Annotated in this window: 25 protein-coding genes; 10 read left to right on the forward strand and 15 right to left on the reverse strand. The window is 41.9% G+C overall.

The features are described 5' to 3' along the window. Positions 1 to 206: 206 nt before the first annotated feature. On the reverse strand, positions 207 to 1019 hold the full coding sequence (locus EJP82_RS03265; protein ID WP_170220117.1) for an inositol monophosphatase family protein: 813 nt from the start codon (positions 1017 to 1019) through the stop codon (positions 207 to 209). A 153-nt stretch (positions 1020 to 1172) separates the two neighbouring features. On the opposite strand from EJP82_RS03265, the gene EJP82_RS03270 reads away from it, so the two are divergent. Further along, positions 1173 to 1412 carry a hypothetical protein gene (locus tag EJP82_RS03270; RefSeq protein WP_127190593.1) on the forward strand — a complete coding sequence of 80 codons (240 nt, stop codon included), beginning with the start codon at positions 1173 to 1175 and terminating at the stop codon, positions 1410 to 1412. Positions 1413 to 1543: 131 nt separating this feature from the next. Further along, the gene (locus tag EJP82_RS28775) at positions 1544 to 1711 is read left to right on the forward strand and encodes a DUF421 domain-containing protein (RefSeq protein WP_425464314.1); all 168 of its coding nucleotides are present in this window, start codon (positions 1544 to 1546) and stop codon (positions 1709 to 1711) included. 145 nt (positions 1712 to 1856) lie between these two features. Here EJP82_RS28775 and EJP82_RS03275 read toward each other — a convergent pair whose 3' ends face one another. After that, entirely contained in the window at positions 1857 to 2333 is a 477-nt protein-coding gene (locus EJP82_RS03275) for a GNAT family N-acetyltransferase (RefSeq protein ID WP_127190594.1), read from the reverse strand. 87 nt (positions 2334 to 2420) lie between these two features. Continuing rightward, positions 2421 to 3962 (reverse strand): SAM-dependent methyltransferase, encoded by a 1542-nt coding sequence (locus EJP82_RS03280; protein WP_127190769.1) that lies wholly within the window; start codon positions 3960 to 3962, stop codon positions 2421 to 2423. A gap of 185 nt (positions 3963 to 4147) precedes the next feature. Here EJP82_RS03280 and EJP82_RS03285 point away from each other — a divergent pair, with 185 nt between their 5' ends. Further along, on the forward strand, positions 4148 to 4792 hold the full coding sequence (locus tag EJP82_RS03285; protein ID WP_127190595.1) for a cupin domain-containing protein: 645 nt from the start codon (positions 4148 to 4150) through the stop codon (positions 4790 to 4792). Between the two features lie 484 nt (positions 4793 to 5276). On the opposite strand, the gene EJP82_RS03290 is transcribed toward EJP82_RS03285, so the two are convergent. Continuing rightward, complete coding sequence (locus tag EJP82_RS03290; RefSeq protein WP_246053959.1) at positions 5277 to 5963, reverse strand: GNAT family N-acetyltransferase; 687 nt, start codon at positions 5961 to 5963, stop codon at positions 5277 to 5279. Between the two features lie 161 nt (positions 5964 to 6124). Here EJP82_RS03290 and EJP82_RS03295 point away from each other — a divergent pair, with 161 nt between their 5' ends. After that, complete coding sequence (locus tag EJP82_RS03295; RefSeq protein WP_127190596.1) at positions 6125 to 6601, forward strand: GNAT family N-acetyltransferase; 477 nt, start codon at positions 6125 to 6127, stop codon at positions 6599 to 6601. A 7-nt stretch (positions 6602 to 6608) separates the two neighbouring features. Further along, entirely contained in the window at positions 6609 to 7115 is a 507-nt protein-coding gene (locus EJP82_RS03300) for a WecB/TagA/CpsF family glycosyltransferase (RefSeq protein ID WP_127190597.1), read from the forward strand. Between the two features lie 139 nt (positions 7116 to 7254). On the opposite strand, the gene EJP82_RS03305 is transcribed toward EJP82_RS03300, so the two are convergent. Next, a complete protein-coding gene (locus EJP82_RS03305; RefSeq protein ID WP_127190598.1) occupies positions 7255 to 8358 on the reverse strand; it encodes a Gfo/Idh/MocA family protein in 1104 nt (367 codons plus the stop codon). Positions 8359 to 8392: 34 nt separating this feature from the next. Next, a complete protein-coding gene (locus EJP82_RS03310) occupies positions 8393 to 9055 on the reverse strand; it encodes a ThuA domain-containing protein (protein ID WP_127190599.1) in 663 nt (220 codons plus the stop codon). Positions 9056 to 9167: 112 nt separating this feature from the next. On the opposite strand from EJP82_RS03310, the gene EJP82_RS03315 reads away from it, so the two are divergent. The 4 genes from EJP82_RS03315 (at position 9168) to EJP82_RS03330 (ending at position 12932) form a co-directional block, all read left to right on the forward strand. Then, positions 9168 to 10076 (forward strand): AraC family transcriptional regulator, encoded by a 909-nt coding sequence (locus tag EJP82_RS03315; RefSeq protein ID WP_281278181.1) that lies wholly within the window; start codon positions 9168 to 9170, stop codon positions 10074 to 10076. Positions 10077 to 10191: 115 nt separating this feature from the next. After that, positions 10192 to 10644, forward strand: a complete 453-nt coding sequence (locus tag EJP82_RS03320; protein WP_246053960.1) for a MarR family winged helix-turn-helix transcriptional regulator — start codon at positions 10192 to 10194, stop codon at positions 10642 to 10644. Positions 10645 to 10651: 7 nt separating this feature from the next. Further along, positions 10652 to 11872, forward strand: coding sequence for an MFS transporter (locus EJP82_RS03325; RefSeq protein ID WP_127190601.1), 1221 nt, complete (start codon positions 10652 to 10654; stop codon positions 11870 to 11872). Positions 11873 to 12143: 271 nt separating this feature from the next. Then, positions 12144 to 12932 carry a hypothetical protein gene (locus EJP82_RS03330; RefSeq protein ID WP_127190602.1) on the forward strand — a complete coding sequence of 263 codons (789 nt, stop codon included), beginning with the start codon at positions 12144 to 12146 and terminating at the stop codon, positions 12930 to 12932. A gap of 182 nt (positions 12933 to 13114) precedes the next feature. Here the strand turns inward: EJP82_RS03330 and EJP82_RS03335 are convergent, their stop codons facing one another. From EJP82_RS03335 to EJP82_RS03350, 4 genes are read right to left on the reverse strand one after another with little or no spacing between them, the layout of a single operon-like run. After that, positions 13115 to 13912 (reverse strand): PHP domain-containing protein, encoded by a 798-nt coding sequence (locus EJP82_RS03335; protein WP_342773670.1) that lies wholly within the window; start codon positions 13910 to 13912, stop codon positions 13115 to 13117. A gap of 26 nt (positions 13913 to 13938) precedes the next feature. Beyond that, the gene (locus EJP82_RS03340; RefSeq protein ID WP_127190603.1) at positions 13939 to 14772 is read right to left on the reverse strand and encodes an energy-coupling factor transporter transmembrane component T family protein; all 834 of its coding nucleotides are present in this window, start codon (positions 14770 to 14772) and stop codon (positions 13939 to 13941) included. Next, the gene (locus EJP82_RS03345; RefSeq protein ID WP_127190604.1) at positions 14759 to 16519 is read right to left on the reverse strand and encodes an ABC transporter ATP-binding protein; all 1761 of its coding nucleotides are present in this window, start codon (positions 16517 to 16519) and stop codon (positions 14759 to 14761) included. The genes EJP82_RS03340 and EJP82_RS03345 overlap by 14 nt, the downstream gene beginning before the upstream one ends. After that, positions 16512 to 17390: a DUF8171 family membrane protein gene (locus tag EJP82_RS03350; protein ID WP_127190605.1), complete on the reverse strand. Its 879-nt coding sequence runs from the start codon at positions 17388 to 17390 to the stop codon at positions 16512 to 16514. Before EJP82_RS03350 ends, EJP82_RS03345 begins: the two co-directional genes overlap by 8 nt. Positions 17391 to 17568: 178 nt before the next feature. Between EJP82_RS03350 and EJP82_RS03355 the strand changes: the two genes are divergently transcribed. Then, positions 17569 to 18402: a MurR/RpiR family transcriptional regulator gene (locus EJP82_RS03355; protein ID WP_127190606.1), complete on the forward strand. Its 834-nt coding sequence runs from the start codon at positions 17569 to 17571 to the stop codon at positions 18400 to 18402. A gap of 137 nt (positions 18403 to 18539) precedes the next feature. Here EJP82_RS03355 and EJP82_RS03360 read toward each other — a convergent pair whose 3' ends face one another. From EJP82_RS03360 to EJP82_RS03380, 5 genes are all read right to left on the reverse strand, one after another. Beyond that, positions 18540 to 19841, reverse strand: coding sequence for a 6-phospho-beta-glucosidase (locus EJP82_RS03360; RefSeq protein WP_127190607.1), 1302 nt, complete (start codon positions 19839 to 19841; stop codon positions 18540 to 18542). Further along, positions 19826 to 20812, reverse strand: a complete 987-nt coding sequence (locus tag EJP82_RS03365) for an N-acetylglucosamine kinase (RefSeq protein WP_127190608.1) — start codon at positions 20810 to 20812, stop codon at positions 19826 to 19828. Before EJP82_RS03365 ends, EJP82_RS03360 begins: the two co-directional genes overlap by 16 nt. Positions 20813 to 20823: 11 nt before the next feature. Beyond that, positions 20824 to 21840: a LacI family DNA-binding transcriptional regulator gene (locus EJP82_RS03370; protein ID WP_127190609.1), complete on the reverse strand. Its 1017-nt coding sequence runs from the start codon at positions 21838 to 21840 to the stop codon at positions 20824 to 20826. Between the two features lie 92 nt (positions 21841 to 21932). Next, positions 21933 to 24050 carry a family 16 glycosylhydrolase gene (locus tag EJP82_RS03375; RefSeq protein WP_127190610.1) on the reverse strand — a complete coding sequence of 706 codons (2118 nt, stop codon included), beginning with the start codon at positions 24048 to 24050 and terminating at the stop codon, positions 21933 to 21935. A gap of 122 nt (positions 24051 to 24172) precedes the next feature. After that, positions 24173 to 25831: an extracellular solute-binding protein gene (locus EJP82_RS03380; RefSeq protein WP_246053961.1), complete on the reverse strand. Its 1659-nt coding sequence runs from the start codon at positions 25829 to 25831 to the stop codon at positions 24173 to 24175. Positions 25832 to 25872 lie beyond the last annotated feature (41 nt).

The following is a 25872-nucleotide window of genomic DNA, read 5'->3' on the forward strand; positions in this document are numbered from 1 at the left end:
AAGTATTAGACTGTCGCTGTTTTATTGAACTATCGTTTCCCGTTAGCGGAATGACCTGTCTGTAAACTATGATACGGTTCTCCGTGCTGTCTGAAGCGGCAAGTAATTAAGGCTATCCTGAAAAGGATGGCCTTTTCATTGAAGAACATGTCTTACTAAGCTAACGTTTTCGCACGTACAACAATGTTGAAGAGAGACTGAACCTTTTATTCTGATTCCATCCGCAATAATGTCAAGAGATCATCGAAGATTCCAGGTGTCGTGAATACGACCTCTTCACCATAGAGTTCATTAGGGATGTCATCTGGCACCACTTGTACATTGCAACTCAATGCTCCCGCCTCCCGTGCAATCAAGCCCGCGGCGGCTACGTCCCACGGTGAAAGACTTTCCGTATGCGCATCTAGTTTTCCGGACGCCACATAACAAATGTCTACTGTTGGTGCGGCAAAACGCCTAATGTCACGACAGTTTCTTCTGAGTCGATTCACTCTTTCGATTGCTGGCTGCACTTTTGCTAGATCATGCGGAAAACCTGTGCCAATTACAGCATCTAGTAGCGAAGTACATTTACGAATTCGTAAACGCTCACCATTGCAATAGGAGCCTTCCCCTTTAATCCCAACATAAGTACAGTTCAAATCTGGCGCATATACTGCTCCTGCCAGCACTACGCCATCAAGGGCAAAAGCCAATGAAACGCCGTAATGCGGCAGGTTCCGAGCAAAATTAACTGTTCCATCTAAGGGATCAATCACCCATACTGGACCGTCAAACTTGAAATTATCCCAGTTATGTACTCCATTTTCCTCCGAAAGAATTCGATGACCTTGAAATTTACCCATTATGGCTTCTTGAATGATTTTTTCCGATAACAAATCAGCGGATGTCACAAGTTCACCATAATCCTTGTAATTCACTTCAATTTTTTCCCGACTGCGCAATTCGGAAATTCTGTCACCCGCTTTTGTTACAGTCTGTTCTGCAAACAACGCTAACTCTCGAAGATCGAACTTCATTTCGTTCCCATGCCTCCTTATAGTGCGTAATTTATTGAGCATTTCTGCCCGTCAACCGCTTCAAGCAAACTTTCAGACATTTATCATATTCGTTACCAGTACCACGCCTCCTCCTTTTCGAGGGGGCATTTTCTTTTTCAGAAGGTATGTAGATTGAGAATCATCGAAACGAAGAATGACATTGTCAATTTGCGTCGCGCTGAAGTGCTCCCTTCGGCGTTCCTCATTCATGTCGAGGATTACTTCAACCAACTTAGAACTGAACTGGAAGACGAAGCTGAACATCAATTCAACTTAGGCGAGAACGGCTTCATCGTCTTGCTTGAAATGGACGATAACGTCCGGGACCTTAGGAGCACCGGACTTGCCGCTGAGAGTGGCGGTTTAGCCTAAAGAATTCCCTTAATATGGTCAATCGTTTTTTTGAAGAGACGTTAAGAAAACAAAAAATCCCTAACCTCTCTCAAAATTCCGCCCTTCTTATGATACGGTTTATCGCGAATGATCTTAGACTAACGTAGACGATGTATACACTTATTTTCATTAAATTGATACTCTCATTTGTGAGTCTTTGGATCATTACCTTCTTAATGGGTAGAAAAGAGATCTGTCAATTTACTCCTTTAGACTTCTTCACATTTATTCTTTTGAGCGAAAGAAAACGATGGATGAAGCAAAAATCCGAGATTTGACGCTTAAGCAAGGATATAGTGATCTTTCTGAAATTGTATATGCTGAGTATAACGAAGCCACAGAGGAACTCCTGATTATAAAAAAATTATAGAAATCGTCATAATAAAAAGCCATCGAGATGAATTAATCTGATGGCCTAATTTTTTATACTGATAGGTCCTTCATATACCAAGCGTCGCAAGCAAAATGTTCCGACCCCGCAAGCGGAGCATCTAATGATTCAAAGCCATGTTTTTTATAGAACCGATTGGCAGCGTACATGTCTTGAAGCGTTTCTAAATAGCATTTTTCATAATGAATCTTAGCAAATTCCATGGCTGTTTCTAGAAGTTTCAAAGCCCCACCTGATCCTCTGGCCTTTCTCGATAAGTACATCTTCTGTAATTCACAAACTTCGTTAGAATCAGCAAATGGGGCGATTCCGCAACCCCCAACGATCTCTCCACCATCTTCTAATATCCAGTAAGCTTTACCTTCTTCATTATAAAATTCGTAGAGACTATGCAAGCTGCTATCAGCCCACGCCAACCCCACTCTATTTCCTCCAAATTCGATTAGAGATTCTCTGATGATTTGTTCAATAGCTGCATTATCCTGTGGTTGTATTCCTCTGATGTTCATAACAAGCTGCCTCCACTTTATATAGTAAGGATGTGCGATATACGTCCCCTTATTCTTTTATCACTTTTGAAACAATCACGTCCACCTCTACAAAGCTGACAACAGCGATAAAGCACCTTCATGATCTGGATCCTTAGCCAATGCTTTATGCGCATAATCACGAGCGAGTTGTTCAATTCCAGCCTCATCATAACAAATCGCCATGTTATAAAGTACATCACTATTAGCCTGATCAAGATTCGTTGACCGTTCAAAATAAACTAAAGCATCCTCGTACAGATCCATTTCGAACAGCAGCATACCACAACCTACTGCTAAGTCATGACTACTCTCCATCGGATAATAGCCTGTCCACATCAAGTGGATGCCTGCCCCAAGATCCTTCATCTCTTCATCATCACTCGTTGGAATTAAGTACGATATACGCTCAACACTTTTTAGAAACAATTCAGTATCATAGCGACCCAATCTCCAGAAGGAAAGAATCTGCCGGAGCTCCATCTGATCCAAATGCTCTTCAAACCACTCTTTTAAAGTAAAGAAGTCATCAGGTCCAAAACGATTTATAAACCGCTGGTATGCGAGTCGTGTTTGAGTATAGGATTTCGGGTCATGAAGCATAAGAATAGATCCTACGTTCAAGTTCTTATAGTGATGTGGAGTAAAAAAAGTCATCGCTCCTTTATGCTCATAAAAAGTTTGAATCGCATGATAATTCGCCGTTAAAGAGAAACTCCCATGATGAATGATCTCTGGCGGCTCTGCAAATTCCCAATTCTCTAATCGGTGATCGCCTTTGTCCGCTGTAAGTAGAAGAAAACCATGCTGTGACAATCGACTCAGCCTCTCTAAACAAGACAGTCCAGTCTCCGGAAAAAGAATATGTGAATCCTCTAACCTTTCTTGGTATAGCTTTATTACATCTCGGTAGGCATATGACTCCTGCTCATACTCCTCCGCCCTATCGTAATGGTACTCAGGAACTACCTGCTCTAGCAATTCAGATGTACTAAGCTCCCCTGCTCCATCAGGATACTTTAGGGATACCCTACATTCATGAATTTTACCATCACCAACATAAATCAATTCTTGCGGGATACTGTCAAAAAAATAATTGGCGATGATCATCAGTGGTTGCTGCAAGTCTCCCGTCCGAATAATCGTGTTAGACTCCGTTAACTGTAACTCCGTATCATGAGTAGCATCAAACAGGGTAAAATCTAGAACTCCCTGCTCTACAAAGGGTTTAAGGCTACGATGCTGCTGCCAGTAAGTTATATTTTTCTGGGCGAAATCACTCATACAATAGCAAAAAGAAGGAAGCGCCACCCCCGCTTCATCTCTTAACTTACATAGCTCCTTGAGCACATGAAATGCTAATCGACCTGAACCTGCTCCAAGCTCTAGAATCGTAACCGGCTCAGTTGTATGCCCTAATTGAGCTCGATCTTGAAGAAACCCAAATACCATTTCTGCATATGCCGTAGCTATCATAGGATTATTCGTTATATATAGGGGGACTTCCTCACTCTGCCAAGCTTTCATCCCCTGTTCTTCATAATAAGCCCGTTGCATCTCCCAAATGGGTGATTCACTGAAGCGGTATATATTCTGTTCTATACCTGTCATCTCGTTACCCGCCATGAAATGAAACCTACTTTCTAGTATTGATAAGTCAATAATATACCCAACTAGCCCTTCATTCCACTCCCTAATACCTCCCACATAAGTAATGACGCACTTTCAACTGGGAAACAACATAAGATATCCCACAAGGCTGTTGCCTATACTAATTTGAAGGGTTGGTTAATAAAATGTCGGCTTCTTATATGGATTTTACTTCTCCATCTGTACAGTTTACGTATGATGTAAATAATAACTCATTTTTCAAAAAGGATAATCAGAATTATATTAATTTTCTGTCCATCAATCAGCTTAACACATTAGGAAATGTGTCCTTACTAGACATTTATCTCAGTACGGGAAACATAGTTGAGCCCCATACTCATCAAAATGCTACTGAATTAGTATTCTGTATTTCAGGTGCAGCTGTCGTTTCGATCATTAACCCATTTACAAAAGAACTCCTCAATTATTCGATTCAACCGGGACAAGTAGCTAATGTACCTCAGGGATGGTGGCATTATGAGATTGCTCAGGTCGATAATACACATTTAATTGCTATTTTTGATGCACCAGTTCCTGAATTTATCGGTGGTTCCGACCTGTTACGGCTAACGCCAGCGAGCGTGTTTGCTCGTGCTTATTGTCTTGATGAGGCCAAAGTGAAGAGTACGTTTGCTCCAATCACAAATACAGTTGTCATCGGACCACCTAACGATTGCAAAACGGGTCAAATCCAAGGCAAAGCAACAGAAAACTCTGCGAAACCAAATCAAGCGTTCAACAGCAGGGCAAATAGTAACCGTCCTGTCATCGGTAACGGATGGCAATATTGAGTTAATAACAAGATTTAGATCTACCGTCTAATTAGATTTGCATTAGTACTACACACTCAACGCTGCGGACAAAGCATTTTTTTGAATCCGAGGTCCGCAGCCGCAGTGTTTATTTTTTTGCCATAGGACTAGCGATGAGAAGCACACAATAAATAGTGTGATGATATATTCTAGCTTATACATAAAAAAAGACGCTGGGCAGCATGGCCCAACGCCTATTCAGACATCTATCTAAGGGAACTGGTAGCCCTTATTTCGAGTTTTGAAGATCAAAAATACATCTAACGGAACTGAAAGACCTTATTTCTTCCAAATGACATTCTAATGTATGAATAATGATGAAATAACTTCCGCTGGTTCCGTTAAAATCCGCAATAGTGGAATAACCGCAAATAAGGTCGCTGAGATCCGTTACAGACTTTCCAGCCATTCCACGGCAATTGTGGTTGGAGCAAGTTTCGTCAACATCTTCGATTGATGATAATCAAGCGAGGTTTCCTAGTAAATCACCATCCGGCCTGTACACCATACAATACTGCTCCAGCGAGCTGTTAGGTAGCGGGATGACTTTTACAGTACGAAACTGATAATGTTCATATATGGGTAAATTACTTAGCGTCTGCGTCTCAAGTGAACACATGATATTCTTCCTACGGCATTCCGCAATAAGCGGATTGATTATCTTCGACACATACCCCTGACCGCGGTATTGTTCTTGCACGACAAGCATATCCAAATGCATATATTCCTGATCACCTAGCATCGCTAACCACGAAGAACTCATACTAAGCAAAATAGATATACCACGGATAAATCCTCGCACCCCAACGATTCGGCAGATCGGTAACGACTTAATAATGGCAAATGCAATCTGCTTCATATATTTGACTTTCGAGCGCACTGTCTCCGCTTGACGTTCCGAATGAAATACGAGCGCCACAGCTTCATAGTTCTCAGTTGTCGTTAGTAAATCCGAATAAGGATATAACATCTCAATATATCGATGAAAAAATATATTCAACACTTGAAGCCTGGTAGTCTCATCAGGCAAGATATGTTGATACAGCGGGTCATCCTTAGCAAAAGTTTGCGCCATGATGCTGGCTGCTTTCGGAATGTCATGAGTATCAATTTTCAATAACGTCTTACAAATAGTTCCACCCCGTATCATAATTACTTCTCTATAAGCATAGTTCATTATAACGAAAACGACCAACTGATCCAACCTTATTACGAATGGTTTACAGAAACCTTTATGGTTTGATTGCGTTTATATTGAAGAAAGTCTACATATCAGAACATTCGAACTTCTAAGTCAGGAGGAGATACATATTGAAAATTAGAAAATTCCAAGATTCAGATATTACTCAGATTTTCACCTTATTCTATGAAACAGTACATTCGGTGAACAAACAAGACTATTCGCAAGAGCAACTTGATGCATGGGCGCCTCATGAAAAAAAGCCAATCAGGGTACAAACTTGGAGTGATTCACTGAGACACAACATCACTTATGTTGTTGAAATCAATGACATCATCGTCGGTTTTGCAGATTTGACCCCAGATGGTCACCTAGATAGACTTTATGTGCACAAGGATTTTCAAGGCCAAGGAATTGCTTCAACTTTAGTGAACAAACTGGAATCAGAGGCAACGGATCTAGGTCTTGTTGAAATAAATACTGACGCAAGCATTACCGCTAGGCCATTTTTTGAAAGAAACGGGTACCGAGTATTGCATTCTCAGACCGTAGAACGTAATGGTGTAAACTTAATTAATTTCAAGATGATTAAACTATTAGTAAACTAACTTTCCGCTGAGAGGTGAATCGCATGGATGGCTCCGTTACTACTATTTAAACGAGGGTAATCAGCGGAGGTGGAGCTTTTATTTTCTAGGTACCGATGAACAAACAAATCAACATGCCGTAGATAAAATTAGACAACTCTATCCGAATGTGAAGATTGCTGGTAGACATCATGGTTTCTTTACCGAGTTGGACGAGCCGTCCATTCTTTCTGAAATTGTACAAACGAGACCCGATATACTGATTGTAGCCATGGGTGCTCCCTACTCTGATAAATGGATTTATAAGCATAAACAAGATATTGCTCATACAAAAATTGTATTTGGAGTTGGAGGAAGTCTGGACGTAATCGCCGGCAAAGTACCTCCTACACCCACCATATGGAAGAAGCTAAATTTAGAGTGGATGCATCGGCTATTTACTGCTCCCGTTGCCAAAGGGCAAAAATCAAGATGGCGTAGACAGTCTGCGCTACCCAAATTTATATATCGAGCTATCATACGAAATGCCAAATAGGTGAATTGGAACGCAAACGCCTTTGCCCCTGATCTCAATCGCTAGTTGGTGTACAATCAAGAAATCAGAGGGCATAGCGTTCAGTAAAGACAATCCATCATCGCAGCAGTATCCTTACAACTAGTTCCGTGAGGATCCCTTAGCTCAGAAAGCCCTTTACAAGTCCCAGCGGCAACGGCCTTGGCTGTTCGCAGCTTATCTCAAGCTCTACAAAACGTTTAGTGTCCGAGCTTGTATGGAACGCATGCATAATTTCAAGCACATGATTGGCGAGTTGACCGTTTGCTCTAGGTTGATCTCCTGTTTCAATGCAGCTAGCCATATCAGCAACGCCGATTCCTCTACTGTTCTCCTCATAATTATGCACAAGTGGAATTTCCATAAATTCAGTGCCCTGGGCAGGCTTAAATAGAATCGGACCACCGAACGTATTCGGATCGGGCACGATCAGTGTTCCCAGCGATCCATATATTTCTATCCGCGGCAAAGTACTGCTCCAGATATCGAAGCTCGTAATAACTGTTGACACTACTCCGTTAGCAAATCTTATTGTCCCCGCCACATGAGTTGGAACCTTGACCTCCACCTGCTGGCCAAATTTCTTAGCGCTCGTAATTGTTCTTTGCGGAAAGGATGTTTTGGTCATACCGCAAACGGTCTCTGCAGGTCCCAAAAGGGAAACCAGCGCAGTGAGATAATACGGCCCCATGTCGAACATAGGCCCTCCGCCTGCTTCATAATAGAACTCTGGGTCTGGATGCCAGCTTTCATGTCCGTGACAGACCATAAATGCGGTTGCCGCAACCGGCTCTCCAATAAATCCGTCGTCAATCAACTTTCTGCACGTTTGAAGTCCTGCACCGAGAAAGGTATCTGGAGCACAACCGATGAACAGATTTTTCTCTTTGGCTAGAGCGACCAGTTCTTTTCCGTTGTCCAATGTAAGCGATAGGGGCTTTTCCACATATACATGTTTGCCTGCCAACAGCGCCCGTTTGCACACCTCGAAATGTCCTTGGGGTGTGGTCAGATTCACAACAATTTGAATCTCATCGGAAGCCAGTAACTCCTCCGTGGATAATACATGAGGTACGTTGTATTTCTCGGCTGCTTCCTCAGCCCTTTCCCTGAACAGATCGGAGCAAGCATATACCTCCGTATTTACAAACAACTTTGAAAGGTTCTCAAAATAAATGCCGCTGATATTCCCACAACCTACTATCCCTACCTTAGCTTTACCCAAGCTCGTCCCCACCTTATCTGCTAATGAAATATCGTTATTTGGCCGCCCAAAGGAACCCTCTTCGCATCAATTCCTTGGCTTCTGGAATATCGAAGATATCTGCATGATGACCTAATGCATTATAAAAGACCTTGCCTTTTCCCCACATTTTTGTATATACCACGGGCATTTGTATGATACCATTTGCCGAATGAGCTCCATCGCTCAGTGGAAAAGTAGTCGTGGCAAGCACATCAACCGATGGGTCTACATGCAGGAAATATTGTTCTGACTTGACTTTGAAGTCTTTGATCCCTTCAATAATGGGACTGGATCCGGAACCAATGATATTCACTTCATACTCCACGCCATCATTGAAAGGATGAGCAACCCATTGTGACCCGGTCATAAATTGCCATTCCACACTGTTTCTAAACGAATCACACATCCCACCGTGACATCCAGCCATCCCCACTCCAAGTTCCACAGCTTTCAATACTGGTTGAAGCTGCTCATTGCTGATATCCCCCATGGTCCAAATCGGAACAATAAGGTTTAAATCTAGCAACTTTTCTTCGTTCTTGAAACTATCTAGTGTATCAGAAACTTCAACCTCGAAGCCTTCTTCCTTTAGTAATCCAGCAAAAACCTCCGAAACCTTCTGTGGTTCATGCCCATCCCAACCGCCTCTTACAATTAACGCCTTTTTTGACTTCATAAAATATCTCCTTTGGGATCAAATTAACTAGTCTTATTCCTTCATTACAATAAAATTGTAAATCAGAAGTCTCTTTACTGCTCGTCATTTCCTTTGCTTGTATGGTCATTTTTTGCTAAAGTTTAGGAATATATCGGGACTACTGCAATTATTATTTGGTTCAAGAGTTAAGGAGGCAGCAATGAAAGCATTTCATGAAAATCGTTTATACCACTCTATAATTCCATTCACCGCATTTATTGCCCATAATTTTAACTTTTTAGCGCATTGGCATAATGATCTTGAATTTATCTATGTGTGTGAAGGCACGATCCGAATAGGAATCAATTCGGAAAGCCGGATTCTCGGCAAAGGAGATATTGCCATCTGTTCTAGTGGAGATATTCACTATTACGACAGCAAAGATAATGAGTCTAGCATCTTGATTGTAATATTTAATCCTCAACTTATCGGGGTTCCCGGAGGTTGGCCCAAAAACATTAGGCTAACCAGTCCTTTCTTCAGTAATTCTGAATCGGAGAGTAGGGAGCACCAGGGAATGTTTGTTGAGAAAATGACTGATCTTATGCTTAATTTGCTGCGGGAGTCAGAGGATCAATCAGAGCACTATGAAATGTTTATAACCGGCATGGTGTTTGAACTCTGCGGAACCATCTTGAGATATGCAAACAGTGAACCTGCTGACCTAAAAAAAGATAAGCGGCGTATGATTACTATGAAAATTATGCAGGAGGTACTGGAATATCTAGAGATGAATTATTCAAGGGCTATCACTCTTGAAGATGTTGCCAGGCAGGCTAATATGAGTATTTTTCATTTCTCTAGATTCTTCAAGAGCATCACTGGCATGAGTTTTATTTCCTACCTCAACAACATTCGAATAAATAAGGCAGAAGAAATGATTCTGAACACAAATAGATCGATGATTGACATCGCACTAGACTGTGGATTTACAAATGTCAGAACCTTTAACAGAGTGTTTAGGCAGTTACGACAATGCACCCCTTCAGACCTCCGCTAGAATAATTAAGGCTAAGAAAATTACCCACCTATGTATCAAATTATCTAACCGTTTGACAATTTTAGTTGTCACGAATATAGTTGTTATAACAACCATTTATCGGGAGTGATGAATTTTGCGTAAAAAAGGATTAGATCATTCAATAGGTTTTCAGCTAGGTAACGCACACCGGAAACTAAGTCATTTATTTATGCTGCGAACTAAACAATATGATATAACCCCAGAACAATGGGGTGTTCTATATCGTGTCCGAGAAGAAGATGGATTAATTCAACGGGAAATAGCCCAGCGCTCTGGCAAGGATAAGCCGACCACGACTCGTATACTTGACGTATTAGAGACCAAAGGACTTATCACGAAACAAGCGGGTAAAAGTGACCGTCGTTCCTTTCATGTATTTATTACTGAACAAGGGAAATTTATTGCAGACGCCATTGAGCCGATCGAATATCGCACGGTTGGGGATGTATTAGATACACTAACGGATGAGGAATATGAACTCATGTGCACGGTACTGAACAAGATTAGTCAACAAGCAACTGAATTAGCTACACTAGAAAAGGAGTAATCATATTATGCCTGAACATCAAGAGAAACTCTGGACGAAATCGTTCATTATTCTAACTGCAAGTTATTTATTATTATTTTTGAGCTTACAAATGTTGCTATCCCCATTCCCTACTTATGCCAAGGAGCAATTTCATCCTGGTGATTTTACACTAAGCCTAGTCACTAGTCTATTCGCCCTTGCAGCCATACTTACTCGCTTTGCAACGGCGTTTCTGCTACGTACCATACGCAGAAACACCATATTATTTTGGGGGATTTTTATATTAGCGGCAGCAACTTTTGCTTATCCTTATGCAGGCTCCATGAATCAGTTGCTCGGCTTGCGAGTGGTATTCGGCATTGGATTCGGGATGGCGAGTACGGTTTTACCTACTTTAGTATCCCAGATTATTCCCCATAAGCGAATTGGTGAAGGTATTGGTTACTTCGGACTGTCGACAAGTATTGCCATGTCAATAGGACCTCTAATCGGACTCTCTGTAATAAAAGATTACGGCTTCACGGCACTCTCATTACTTGGAACGTTAGCTGCTGCGCTAATTGTCCCATTATTGCTCATGACTCGTAGTATTCCACCACAACCAGCTAAATCTGCCATTCCTGTGAAGTCATCTGCCTCCACTACAACAAACAGCAAGAAGACCTCCATGTCCCGCATGTGGATGCCAGCATTGTTAAATATGTTAATGTCGATTACCTATGGCGGCATTCTTGGATTTCTAGCCTTATTTGGTGAAGAGAAACATTTGGGGCAAATTGGACTTTTCTTCTTATTTATTGCTTTTACCGTTTTGATCGTGCGTCCAATTTCTGGTCGTATCTTTGATCGCTATGGCCCTTTCTTTGTGCTTGTACCCGGATCGATCATCGTAGTAGCAAGTCTACTCATCTTGTCATATGCCAATACGCTTCCACTTGTTATTGTATCGGCACTTCTATACGGACTTGGTTTTGGTGCAATACAACCAACGACTCAGGCATGGATGCTTCGTGAAGCTTCACCGGAGCAACATAGTACAGCAAACAGCCTTTATTACAATTCGATTGATCTAGGCGTTGCCCTAGGTTCTATGCTGCTCGGCATTGTCGCATCAGCTTCAAACTATTCCATCATGTATCGTTATTCTGCTGGAGTCATGGTCGTATTTCTAGTTGTCTATCTCGTTAGTCATATACTCAGCTCGAAGACGAAGAAGTCATCTGCTGTAGTCTCCATGGAGCAATAACCGTTAGAGTCATGCAAAACCCACGAATACCATTAGGTACTCGCGGGTTGGTTAGTAGGTATTCTTGCTTGCGCAGCACCTCGCAAAGAAGAGGCGACCAAAAAAGCAAACAAGTGTTCCATTCGGGATTGACTTCCCACTAATTTCAAGTTATAGTAAATGATAATTACACACGTTATGCGGGTGAAGCACCTCGCAAGACAGGCATACTATGCCTATCTTGGAGGTGCTTTTTTGCGTGTATTTCTATTTTAAATGGGAGATGAGGCAAATGATTTATAAGAACAGAAGTTTAAACATGATTCACAAAGGATTTTTAGGAATCATTATTTTATTGATACTTCTCACAGGAAACGTCTCACAGGTTTATGCAACCTCCGATTGGGATACAGCACTAGAAGACATCAATGCCTTGCATGATAATTACATTGATTCACAAGAAGTCATACAGTTGGATAATCTGAAAATCAAGAAGCTCCGTAAGCAGAACAATGACGACCTGAAATCAGTAAAAGCCAAGCTCAATACTATCGACCAAATTCTGTTGAGCCGTTTGAAGACAGAAGCAGAGCTAATTCAGCAGAAGCACTCCTCCCTACTAAAGCAGTATTCAACCCTCAGTAAGCAGTCCGCTGCCGCTAAGAAAACTAACGACACCAAAGCGGTTACAATATTTGATCTGAAACGCAATAAGTTGAAGCCCGCTGCTACTGCGGCGCGGGCTGAGGTAAAGGCTAAGACGGAAGCGCTGACAGCAGCCCGTAAGCAAACCGCAACTAAGACGAAACCGACCAAAGATATTTTAACGCTGGTAACAACATTGAAGAAGCAAATTGTCGCTGAGAACAAGAAGCTCGCTAATGCACAACAATCCCGCTCGGAAGCGGATAAACTTTATAAAGCTGCTATCAAACAAGGTGATGCAATTTCAGCAGCAACAGAGATGAAGCTGTCCTATCAGCAAATGGACAAAATCAAAACTATGCAGAAAAATCTTTATGAGTTGGAGCAGAGAATAGCAGTGGCCCTCCGGTCGGCTGAGTCCAAGCTTCCGCAGTGAAGTTGACCCATTATGAACAAAAAAAGCAGCTCGTTCCTCGTCAGAGGATGGGCTTCTACTTCTTATTCATTAACAATGAATCCACTCTAGTAGATTGGCTGTTACTATAACGTTAAAACATTGAAATGACAGCCAAGACTTAATTTGTGCTTCTATGTCTGCCGCGCTGTGTCTCTGTAGTGTTAAGCCATATTACCTGTTTCGACTTCATCCCTTGATGGAGCTTCACCCAGCATCTGCTTCAGTAATTTCTTCATCATGACAGATGCCTTCACCTTCGTGTGCAAACAAGGAGAAATCTCTACCTCATAGTTCCGCTGGCGGATGGCTACCTTCAACTCCTCTACTGTAGAGCATGTTTCATGTAGACGGTTCACCACGCTTCCATACTGCAAGCATTGATGACTGTCACTACCAGCTATCACAGGTATCCCTAACTTTTCAGCGAAGGGTGTAATAAGTTGTCTGTAGGCATCCTCACCTTGACTGTAAATATCTTTGGCGTTGAAATCGAAAGCGTCAAGCCGCCCAAGCAACTCCGGGTCCAAGTGATGCAATGGTGTATTGGTTCGGAACGGATGCGCCCCTATTTTCCATAGGTTATGTTCATCAGCCAGATCTAACAAATCACTAAATGGAATAAAACTTCCCTCTTGAGTGTGATCCTCAAGTTCTGCTCTGACAGCAAGAATGTTCTCCTTGAGCCCGATTAATAGAATGTGTCCCGTTTCCGCAATATCGACTTCCATGCCTGGAAATACTTTTAGACCGTCTGCATCATAATAATGACCGTTATATGGGTAAATCCGATCTAGCGTTTCATACATACCGACAAAATTGGAGGTGTTAAAATGTTCCGTCAAAGCAATCGCCTGTAATCCATTTGCCTTAGCTTCGACCATCATTTCTGCGAAATAATCAGGAGAAAATCCTGCCTTCTTGGACAGATTGCCATGTGTATGTAAATCAATGTTCATCATAAATTTCTCTCCTTTAGACTTGGCTTTTAGTAGAGTAGATTAGGGTATTGATTACCAAACCAGAACAGCAAAGCGATATATACGGTTGATCCTGATAAAAAGCACCAATCCGATATTTTCATTTTCAGATAAGCAAGCTTAAGTTTCTTTACCTTGGGGTTGTTAAGACCGTAGGTGAATCCTCTTGTCTCAAGCGCTTCAATCGTAGTACGTGAACGTTTTGCAGTGTTCAACATCAAAGGATAAAAGACCAATACAATAATTCTCAAGTAATACGTGGCAGTTCTCCAATATATTAACCCGTGCCGAAGCGGTCTCTGCCCTCGAAGTCTAAAGGATAATAATATCTGATGGAACTCCTCTAGCAAGGTAGGCAAAATTCGATACCCGTAAGATAAACTGAAAGCAAAGACATCGGGTACACCTAATGAAGATAAACCATCACTCAATCGTTCGGGGTCAAGACTTGAGAATACCGTAATACTCGCCAGTGAAATCACGGACAATTTAAGGGTGAGAGTCAGCATCGGTAACAGAGATTCTATCCCGCCTCCAAAAAAGAGGGAGAGTAGAAATAGCCAACCCACTTGGCTGATGAGTCCCAAGCAGAGGATAAATAGAATATAAGGACTGACACGTGATAGGATGGTCGTCACCACCATAATGGCGAACATTCCTAACAGAACTGTCCGATTGTAGACAAACCAAGGTACGATAGCAAAAAATATATACCACACAAGCAATGTACGAGGATCCAACCTTCCAAGAAAGGTGCTGCTACTGTTATAAGCGTTCCCGAGCAACTCTAGCTTAATTTGTTCTACTGAAATACGATTAAGCGCCCGTTTAACAGCTTCCATGATGTGTTACCTCCTCCTTTTGTAGTTCAGCACTGACAATAAAATCTTCTAAAGTACAACAAATACGAGGCAGTCCCAATACGCGGCTCAGCTCCATGAGTTGGGTCTGAGCCAGACCGGCGCGACGTAACAGCTGCTCATCGGCAAAAATATCTTCCTTGCTGCCGTCAGCGATGATCTGACCTTGGTGCATTACAATGATTCTACTTGCCCATTCCGCCACAAGTTGCATATCATGAGTTGCAATGACTACTGTCTCCACATGACTGCGAAGCGTCTCCAATACTTTAACCAGTTCCTGTTTGGTTGAGATGTCCAAGTTGGCCGTTGGCTCATCAAGTAACATAACCGCAGGGCGGACAGCTGCTCCGATCGCAAGCGATACACGCCGTTGTTGGCCTCCACTGAGTAGACGAGCATCACGTTCCGCTAGTTCACCAAGCCTGAACGACTGCAACATGTTCTCCACTCGCTCATCCATATCAGGCACTTTTCGCGCTTTTAAATAATAAGCAATCTCTTTACGCACACAATCCTCAATGAACATTTCCTCTGGATTCTGAAATACATATGACGCTATTCCAGATAGTCGTTCGGCTGGCAATCCATTGATCAATGTTCCTTTGACGTGAACTGTCCCCCCGCTCGGCTTGGCGATACCAGCTATCAGCTTCATTAGTGATGATTTACCTGCTCCATTGTTGCCAATGAGGGCGATAGATTCACCACGTTTAAGTTCCAACTGAACATCTTTTAGAACGGGATGAAGTGTTCTATGGATCGTACGATACGATAACCCTACACCTTCCATTTGTACAACAGCTTCCTTCTTCTGCTCAGCCGATTCTTCCACAAGGCAAAGTTTGTCCTTGAACATTGAACAATTATTATCTTCCACAGCTCTGTGCTGGGAAATGAAATAGGATCTTCCTTCCTCAGGATTCATTGGATACTGCTCTTGTACTGACAATGGATTAGGATTAAGCATCCAAGCAGCCCTTGTTACATCAGGAGGATAAATTCCAAGTTCAAGTAATTCGCTCACAGATGATAATGCTTCACGCACCGGCTTCTGCCAACGAATACTACCGTTGTCCATGAGAATAACGTTCTGGCAGTAATCTGCTATGAACTCCGCATGATGCTCGATCACTACAATTGTCTTTCCATGCTCCACATTTAACCGTCGTAGGATCTCATAGATTTCCCGAGCATGCTGCGGATCTAATTGAGCAACAGGTTCGTCAATGACGAGTACTTCCGGGTCCATCGCTAGCGATCCCGCCAAAGCGAGCAAATGCTTTTGCCCGCCGCTTAACTGCCAAACAAATTCATCTCTCACTTCGCTTAGACCCGTTAGCTCTAGTGCTCGCTCTCCTCGTTCCTTGTAATCCGCAAATCCATAATTCAAAGGAGTAAAGGAAACATCATCTATCACAGTCGGGCGAACCAATTGGTTCTCGAAATCTTGATATACATAACCCATCGTTCTAGATAGTTCTGCGACGGTTCTACCTTCGGCTGATTGTCCGCTAACTATGACTTCTCCACTGAAGTCTCCTGTGTAATAGTGAGGGATTAATCCGTTAAAGCATTTACATAGTGTCGATTTCCCTGATCCGTTGCTTCCTATCACAGCAGTGAAATCTCCCTGCTTAAGTTGCAGAGATACATCCCGCAATACAGGTTGTTCAGCCCCCGGGTAGGTAAACGTCACTCCGTTCAGTTCAAGAACTGTCTTACGCATCTATCTGTCCCGCTTCATGCCGTTTTCGAGCAGCACGACGAATTTGTATCGTGATGGCTATTCCAGCCACAATTGCTGCCACTAGCATACTCACCCAGATCAACATTCCCTCATTAGACTCTGCACCAGGAAGTTCAAACTCGCCCAAACTCCATCCTGATTCCGATAACAATTCTGCTCCCATTGCAATCCCCGCCAAAATAATTCCGCTTATAACAAGCTTGGGTGATAACCAGGTACCCGTTGCATATTTCATATTCCGTTCACGAGGTTTCATGCCTAGCAAAGGTTCGATCTTCCCGTACAACCGTGGAACCAAATACATAGTAGGTAGTAAGGCGAATAAGATGCCTGAGAAGAGTACATTGTTTAGAAAACCTACACCTTCAATCACGACAATACTCTCTGTTAGCCCTTGAACAGCTTCCAATTCCTCTACTCCAACCCACACTTTTACAATATCAACTGCAGCACTACAAAACTGATGTATAGCTACTCCAGTGATAGCTGCCACACCTACCTGCATCCGATTCTTGGGATCTGATACCATACGACCTGCTACATACATGGCCAGAGAGAAGGTAATAAATTTCTCTAACTCACCTAAACCTCCGAATTGGCCGAGCATTAATTCACCAAAGATCATTTCGCCAACTGCTGCTCCCACAGCCGCATAAAGAGGATGAAACAACATACACAAAGTCAACGGAATGAAGGCAAAATATTCTACCGACAGTTCAATGGGCCCCAACTGGACACTGGGAATCAGTTCCGTAAACATATTAGACAAACCGTACAACGACATCGACAATACAAAAATCATCATTTTTTGCGACTGCGTCAGCGTATACCGCCCTTTTAATGTACTCATTAAGAAAGCCTCCCTATTTGTATTAACTTCATTATAGAAAGGTCATGTCATCGCAGCTTTTTCCAATTGTTAAAGGAAGGTAATATTTTTTTCATTATTTTTAACGTTGTAATAATATTTACAACATCTTTGGCGGTTATATTGATTTCAAATACTAATACATGAGGGAGGCAATACGATGTATAAAGATTGGAGTCGAAGACCTTTCTCACCGAATCAACGGATTATTGCTGATTTTATTCAGAGAAATGAACAACGCGTACTCTATATGACAGAACAAGAAATGGCTGATGAGCTTGGTTTGAGTATTGCTTCTGTCTCGAGGTTTTGGAAAGCTGTGGGATACAAGCATGCCAAGGAATTTAAGAACCGGCTCCGTTTCCGGTTTGAATCCACTCCCTCTGTTAAAATGCAGGATGCCATAGAGCGAGCTAATGACAATTCTCTGCCTCAAACTTTGCTCGATATTTGTTGTCATCATCTTGAAGAAACTCGCCGCCATTTAAAGGATGAAATACTTCAGCAGGCGGTGAATGCTCTATCTACGGCGAGACATATCTATATTTACAGTCCCGGTCCCTGCGCTGGATTAGCTGAGTTAATGATGTACCGCATGGCGCGGTTTGGGCTTCAACTCAAAAAAATGGCCCCGAGCGGACATGAACTGCTCGAGACATTAATGCATGTGGACAATAGAGATGCCATCCTAATCTTCGGTTTTGTACAGCTACTCCCGGAAAGTGATGTTATTCTAGATTATGCGCGGGAAGCTGGGTATCAGGTGATTTTGATTACGGACAGACTGGTCTATCCGAAGTCACAGGAAGCCGATATTGTACTCTATGCGGGACGAGGCGAGGTATGGGAATTTCACTCCATGGTAGGGCCAATGTATGTTATCGAGAATCTAATCCTTGGAGTAGGACTGGCTAGTCGGGATAACAGTATACGTAAACTAGACAAGCTCCAACAATTGCGGGCGAGGTACGGTAACAGACTACCACGGAACTGATAGGATCCATTTATGACATTTGATTTTTGATACTTAAAAAGCACAGCAGCGCCAAGTTCGTTGACTTGGTTCTACTGTGCTTTTTGTCCTACTATTTTCTTCGTCCGTATTATTCTAACTCTTTCTTTATGGAATCTCTATTTAAAAAACAGTGGCAAATAGTCTTTGTTCTTAAGCAGCATTTCGTCCAGCATCGCCTCTGCAACATTCACAGAATGAACTAAAGGATGATTAGCTAATGCTTGCAACGCTATGCCGTGGTCACCGGTTACGGCCGCTTCAATAGCCAGCTGTTCATAGGTCTTGACCGCATGAATCAGTCCTTTTGCCGCCGTAGGCACATTTGATACCGGCAACGGAATCGGTCCTTGGTTCGTGACGACACAGTTAACTTCAATAGAAGCATCCGCAGGTAAGAAATCTAATACTCCTTGATTACGCACATTTAATGTTTGAATATCTCTAGTATCGTTATATATCGATTTCATAGCGTTAACCGCTGCTTCCGAGTAGTAAGCTCCACCGCGTTTTTCTAATTGTTTGGGTTTCTCAGTCAAGTTCAGATCTTTATACAGTTCAAACAATTCATCTTCCAGCCGTTTTACTACCTCAGCTCGCGTTCCTTCTTTATCTAGTGAAAGTTGCTGTTCTTCTAGCAGTTCCTTAGTTAAATAGAAGTATTTCAAATAATAAGAAGGAATCGCCCCAAGTGAAGCAATGAAGTTAGCATTCCAATCAAATTGTGGAACGTTCTTAGCTGAATACCCCTCGCGATTAGCCAGAAGCTCCTCTAATTTTTCTTCACCATTAATTCTAACTTGAGTAATCCAGTGCAGGTGATTAAGTCCTACAAACTCACAATAGATATCTCTAGCAGGCGTTTGATATAACTCTGATAACCATTTATAAGCAGCAATAGGTGAATTACATAATCCGATGGATTTAACATTGGAATGTTTCAATATTGCTTCGGTCACCATACCTGCAGGATTTGTAAAATTCAACAACCATGCATCTGGGCAGAGTTCCTCAATGTCCCGGCAAATGTCCAATAATACAGGAATTGTCCGAAATGCTTTCATCATCCCACCTGGTCCGGTTGTTTCTTGACCGATAATCCCATACTTGAGTGGTATCGTTTCATCCCAGATACGGGCTTTTAGGAGACCCACTCTCATTTGTGTCGTAACAAAGTCCGCACCAACCAAAGCCTCGCGCCGATTCAGGGTAAGTTCAATCGTTATAGGTAGACCTGATTTCTCAATCATCCGTTTGGCCAAATTACCTACAATATTCAACTTTTCTTGTCCTTCAGGAATATCCACGAGGACGATTTCACGGACAGGAAAGCTATCAAAATTTAAAATAAAGCCTTCGATGATCTCCGGTGTATAAGAAGATCCCCCTCCAATAACTACTACTTTTAAATTTTTACGCATGCTGAATTCTTCCCTTCTATACTAAGTTGTAGTTCGAGCTGTTCATATACTTCATCTTTAATAATTAATCCGTCATTTTCCATAGCTAATAGGATTGCTCCAGCTACAGGCTCCATTGTTAATACACGTAATGTGCAACCATCCGTCAGTTGCTCTTGAATATACGGTATCATGTACTTACCATCATTTCGCGTAAGAACACTTCCGACTAATACAACATCTAACAATATATCCTGCATTTGAAGCCTGTTAATAACAGCTCTTGCGGAGAGACCCAGTTCTGTTCCTTGCTTCCGTAATATTCGCCGAGCAACCAAATCTCCTTGATCAGCAGCTGGGAACAGGAGTTTTGTCAAGTCTTTAGGAATCCTTTTACCCTCATCTAGAAAATCATGAAATAAGGTGTCTACAGAAGTATACCCCAACATATCCAACACCGCTGCAGTTAACAATGTTGACTCTTCCCGACCTTCCCAGCTACGTATTACTGATCGCAATACCTCGACCGCCAGTTCGCTCCCACCACCAAAATCTCCAAATGCGTAACCAAAACCTCCGCATTGCAATTCTTTTCCTTGAGGATTGATTCCAAAACAGTTAGTCCCAGTGCCGCAGATTAGAACAACACCATAAGGTTGCCTTGTACCTGCTCGCAGTCCAATGACTGTATCACAAGCAATATCGTAATGAGCAAAGCCGAGTTCTTTAATCATCGGACGCAAAATAACATAATCTGCTTCCCGATCAGCTCCGGCTAACCCGAATAACGCATAAGTGATATCAGTACGATTTAAGTCGCTGCTATGTAAAGCTTGTTGTATCGCCTCATCAATATTTGATCGTGCCAACTCAACACCAAGTTGATGGTTTCCACAACCACTCAAACCTTTGCCTACAATACTCCCAGTACGATCCGTAATGACAGCACTTGTCTTACTTCCTCCTGCATCTATCCCCAGATAGTACTCCAAACCTGTTCACCTCAATTAATGTCACCTTTATATTTTGCAGTAGATTCTCTGAAAATCAATTCAGGTTTTAACTGCAATTTCGTATTCTTTGTTTGTTTACCTTGAATCAAATCCATTAATATCTTCACCGCATGTTCACCCACTTGACCTACAGGTTGACGAATCGTCGTAAGTCTAGGATGGACCTCATTAGCAAAAGATTGATCGTCATATCCAATAACAGACACATCACCTGGTACGTTATAACCTGCTTCCATTAAAGATCGAATAACACCGAGTGCTATCATATCGTCGGCAGCGAATATGGCAGATGGAATTTGATTACCTTGTGCAATCCAGTTTTGCATAATACTATGACCACAATAGGTACCGAATTCCCCTTCTATAATCATCGAAGGCGAGAGACCTGCTTCAATCATTGCATCCGTAAATCCCTCTTTCCGTTGACGTGCGCTCAAGAATGCATATTGACCGCTAATGTGAGCAATACGTTTATGCCCAAGCGCGATCAAATGTTTGGTCGCCTCGTATCCACCTAAATAATTGTCAACATTGATGGTTGGCACATTGTTGTGTTCGCTATGACTATCAATCATCACAAAAGGGATCTTCTTACGTTCTAAATCAGCAATATACGCCTCTTCTTGTAAGGTAGATAGTACAATGATTCCGTCCACACGATCGTGATGGAACAAGAAATTACTTGCGTCAAATGATTCATTTCCTAGTTCATGCGCAATTGAAATGGCTAAGACATAACCATTCAATTTCAAATTCTCTAATACGGATTGAACAACACCGTCAAATACGGTATCGTTCAATGCCGTTATCGTCAAACCGATGACGCCAGTCTTACCCCTTACTAAGGTCCGAGCTGCTGAATTTGGACTGTAATTAAGCTCTTTTATTGCATCTAACACTTTTTGTCTATTTTTCTCCCGTACTGTAGGAGCATTATTAAGTACACGAGATACAGTAACTATAGACATTCCAGACTTTTTAGCTACATCAAATATATTAACTTTCATTGTCAAAACCCCTACTCTATTTTGTTAATATTAGTATATTAAGAAATCAACTTCTTAAACGTCAAGGGTAGGAGTTTTGACAAGACATAACATTACTTTCCTGCCCTTAACAGCATCATAACGGCTTCCGCTCTTGTAGCTATTTCAAAGGGTCCCAGTTCATTGTTAGGGCGACCTTCGAGAATTCCATGTTCAATGGCTGCTGCAAAATACGGTCTAGCCCATGAAGGAATATCATCATGATCATCAAAAGAAGTCAATGAATAAGCCTCGTTTGATAATTGCATTGCGCGTACAATCATGCTGACCATTTCATTGCGAGTGATGGGTGAATCAGGACGAAAACTACCATCCTCATACCCTAGTGTAATTTTTGCACTAGTTGCTTGAGCAATTGCTTGCTTCGCCCAATCCCCTATCTTCGCTTCATCTGTAAATTCTATCTTCGAATCGTCCTCATTCTTGACCGACAGCGCCTTGACTAACATAACAGTGAATTCCGCACGACTTATTGTGTTATCCGGACGAATTGTAACATTTGCTAGCGCTGTTGTATTCTGATAGGTTGCCTGAATAACACTTGTTCCTTCTTTCAATCCTACTAGGTTTCCATCATCTGTCAATCTCACGACTCCATTATCTTCTCCTGCGAAACGATACGATGCTTCACTAGTGACATCTGTCTCAGCCCCGCCAGGAACTAAGGAGAACACAGTTGTAGATATCGTTTCCCCCGCCTGCAGCTCATAACTTGATTTAGAGAAAGAAATCTCTGGTGTAAATTTGATAGAATCGTAATAAGCACGTATTGGGGTTCCTGGATAATCGAACTTATTCGTCCACGTATCCGCCGCCGCACCAGCACCGGCCCACAGATTTGCCATGATTGTCGAAGACTCTGACGGTAGATCACCTTTATTGCTCTCTACATTTCGAACAAGTTCACCATCAACATACCACCTAATATAGTTCCACGACCATTCGATTGCATAGTCATGAAAATCTGCCGAAGCATCAAAGCCTAAATCTATGATGGCATGTGCCTTTAACCCTCGAACACCTTTCACATAGTAATTCGTTTCCAATTTTGTCGGGTCTTTTCCCAATATTTCAATATCAATTTCATCTGCATTCGGGGAATACGTAAATATTGAAGTTACGAGTCCATCCCCTTTCGCAACTTTCAACCTGCTCTCAATTCTTCCATATCCATGAAGCTCAGTGGTTGCAAATTCTCCGGAGGAATATGGCTTTCCACTGCTTGGTGTATCGTCGAGACGCAAAACCATTTTTCCATCCGAGAATTCAACATGATCGGCTTGCCAACCAACATTAAAGTCTGGACCGTTTCCCCATCCGTCTGCTTTATACCATAGTTCGTTATTGAAAGAATCAAACCCGTCTGTAAAACTGTAAGCAGATGATGTAGGGACTGGAGGTTCCACACCAGTTGGAGGCGCTAGATCAGTATCATCTTCTGGATCATCCTCACCAAATTTATGATATTTAATATAATCAAATGAAGCCTGATTTGGACCGGTATAGTTCACTACATCGTCAGCCATCAAGTTAACAATCAACCCGCCTGGATTAGATGGGATTCCATCTGTAGCCGTTGTTACCAGTTCATCGTTTACATACCATTTTATTGCATCTTCTGACCATTCAAATGCGTAATCGTTATATTCCGCTGAGGCATCAAAATTTAAAGTAATAAACTTTTCTTTTCTGATATTATCCTTTGTCCAGCGAATATTAAGCTTGCTAGGACTTCCTCCTAATACACGAGCTTCAACGATATTTTCCAGTGTCCAATCTTCATTTGCTGAATAAACATAGAAGTTTGTAATTAAACCCTCATCTTTAGCGGCTTTTATACTCGCTGAGTAGCGCCCATAACCATAATTATCAAACGTAGTGAATTGAGCAGATGCATAAGTCGTTTCTTCATCGCCTGAATCATCAAACGTTAACACGAACTTACCGTCCACAACCTCAGCATGATCTGTCTTCCATTGAATTTTACCTTGGGGCCAGGAAGCCAAATAACCGTGCGTACCTATTTTCTGAGGATCATTAAAGTTATCCATAAAACTATCAACTTTCTCTGCATAGACTATAGATCGTGAGCCACTAATCCCTAATCCTCCTAAGCAAATAACAGCAATAAGCGAAACGATGGACGCTTGCCTGATAATTTTGTTCAGCAAATGATCTCAACCACCTTTTATAAAATGAATGGTAGGGAGGTGGGAATAACACCTATTAATGAAGCGAAATTTCAATAAAAAGTGTTATTCCCCTTATTTCATTGTTACGACAACGAGTTTTGTTATTGTTTCATGTTTTTAAGATTTTCTTGCCATTTCTCTGTCTTGTATTTCAACAACTTATCATATCCAACCTTTTGTGCATCTTTTTCCGCTTGGTCAAGAATGGCTAGTACTTCTTCCTCGTTTTTTGCGCTTAAGACTGCTTTAGATCTCGCTTGCTCATATATTCCAAACACGCTTTGTGAGATGATACCTTCCTCACTGTCGCCTGCAGGGTCCAAATTAACGAATTCTGTCGTATTATATTGCGTTTTCCAAGTTATCTCCAACTGCCAGCGTGTCTCCCAATTCCGTTTTTCTTCAGGAAGTGTCTGTTCGAATTTACTCTTGACACCATCAACATAGACTGTGTTACCCGCCCACTGAAAATTAACGGTAGAGTCCATTACTTTTGCCAAACCTTCAGGATCACTTGTGTATTTGTCTGTAAAGATTGTAGAACCATCTTGATCCATTCCATTCCAATACAATCCTTCTGGACCCCACATCGAAACACTTTGACCTTCTGGGCCTGTGAGCCAATCAAGGAAAGCAAAGATAGCTTCAGGATCTTTGGCAGCTTTAGTAATAACACTGACATTCCAACCAAGCTGATTGTAATCGCCCGGGAAAATTTTATTCTTATCTAGGCCTTCTTTATGTACAGGCCAGATCATGATGTAACCGGCATCCGGGTCTTGTGCTTTCAGTAACGAATCTCCCATTACTCCGAACTCTGTCGGACTCGATGAAGCGAAGACCGCAATTCGACCTGTTGTAACTTTTTCCTGTACTGGATCCTTGGTTTGTGAGAATGCATCTTGTGTCATTAATTTTTCACGATATAATTTATTCGAGTATTGCAGGGACTCTCGGAAAGCTGAATCTGTAAATATCGATTTTAGTTCATTACCTTCTGGTACTGCCATCATCAGATTAAAGCGATAAGGATGATTCTCTGCAAAAGCCGATGCTAATATATCGATCCCTTCCTTTTGGCCTACTTCCAAAGGAACTACATTAGGATATTTCTCCTTCACTAGCTTCAGATATTGATACAAATCTTCAGTCGTTTCAAGTGGTGGTGAACCAAGATCCTCATAAATTTTCTTATTGACTAAGTATCCTGCATTCCCGTTAGGCTGAGAAGTGTACCAGTTCGGAAATTGATACAGCTTACCATCCGGTGAACGGAGCATGTTGAGTGTAGACTCACCGGCCCACTTTTTCAAATTAGGATATTTATCTAAGTAATCGTCCAGTGGAACTAACAAACCATTTGCGCGCATGTTTTCAATGTCAGCGCCTCGATCACCCCAAATGACATCTGGTAAATCATCTGAAACAATCATCGTATTCAATTTTTGTTTCGTGTTCCCTCCAGAATTAATTCCAGTAACATTTACCTTTTTGTCATCCTTGATCCATTTTGTCGCTAAGTCGTCTCCCCACACAGGCATGGAGTACCAATCATAGTTTCCGTAGAACGAAAATTCTAGTGGCTTCTCGCCAAGTACAATCGCGTCTCCTGCTTTGCCCCCTTCATTACTAGTATTCTCAGGTGATGGTACAGGTTTATTGGCAGAATCATTCCCTCCTGATCCGCAGCCTGCTAGCAACGATAGAACCATTAGTGCAGTAATCAAAAGCAGTAATCTAGGTCTTCTCTGTTTAGCCATTCTAAAAAAACTCCCTTCGTTTTTTCAATCTATTGGTCAAG

The sequence above is a fragment of the Paenibacillus anaericanus genome, assembly GCF_003994475.1.
GTDB lineage: Bacteria > Bacillota > Bacilli > Paenibacillales > Paenibacillaceae > Fontibacillus > Fontibacillus anaericanus.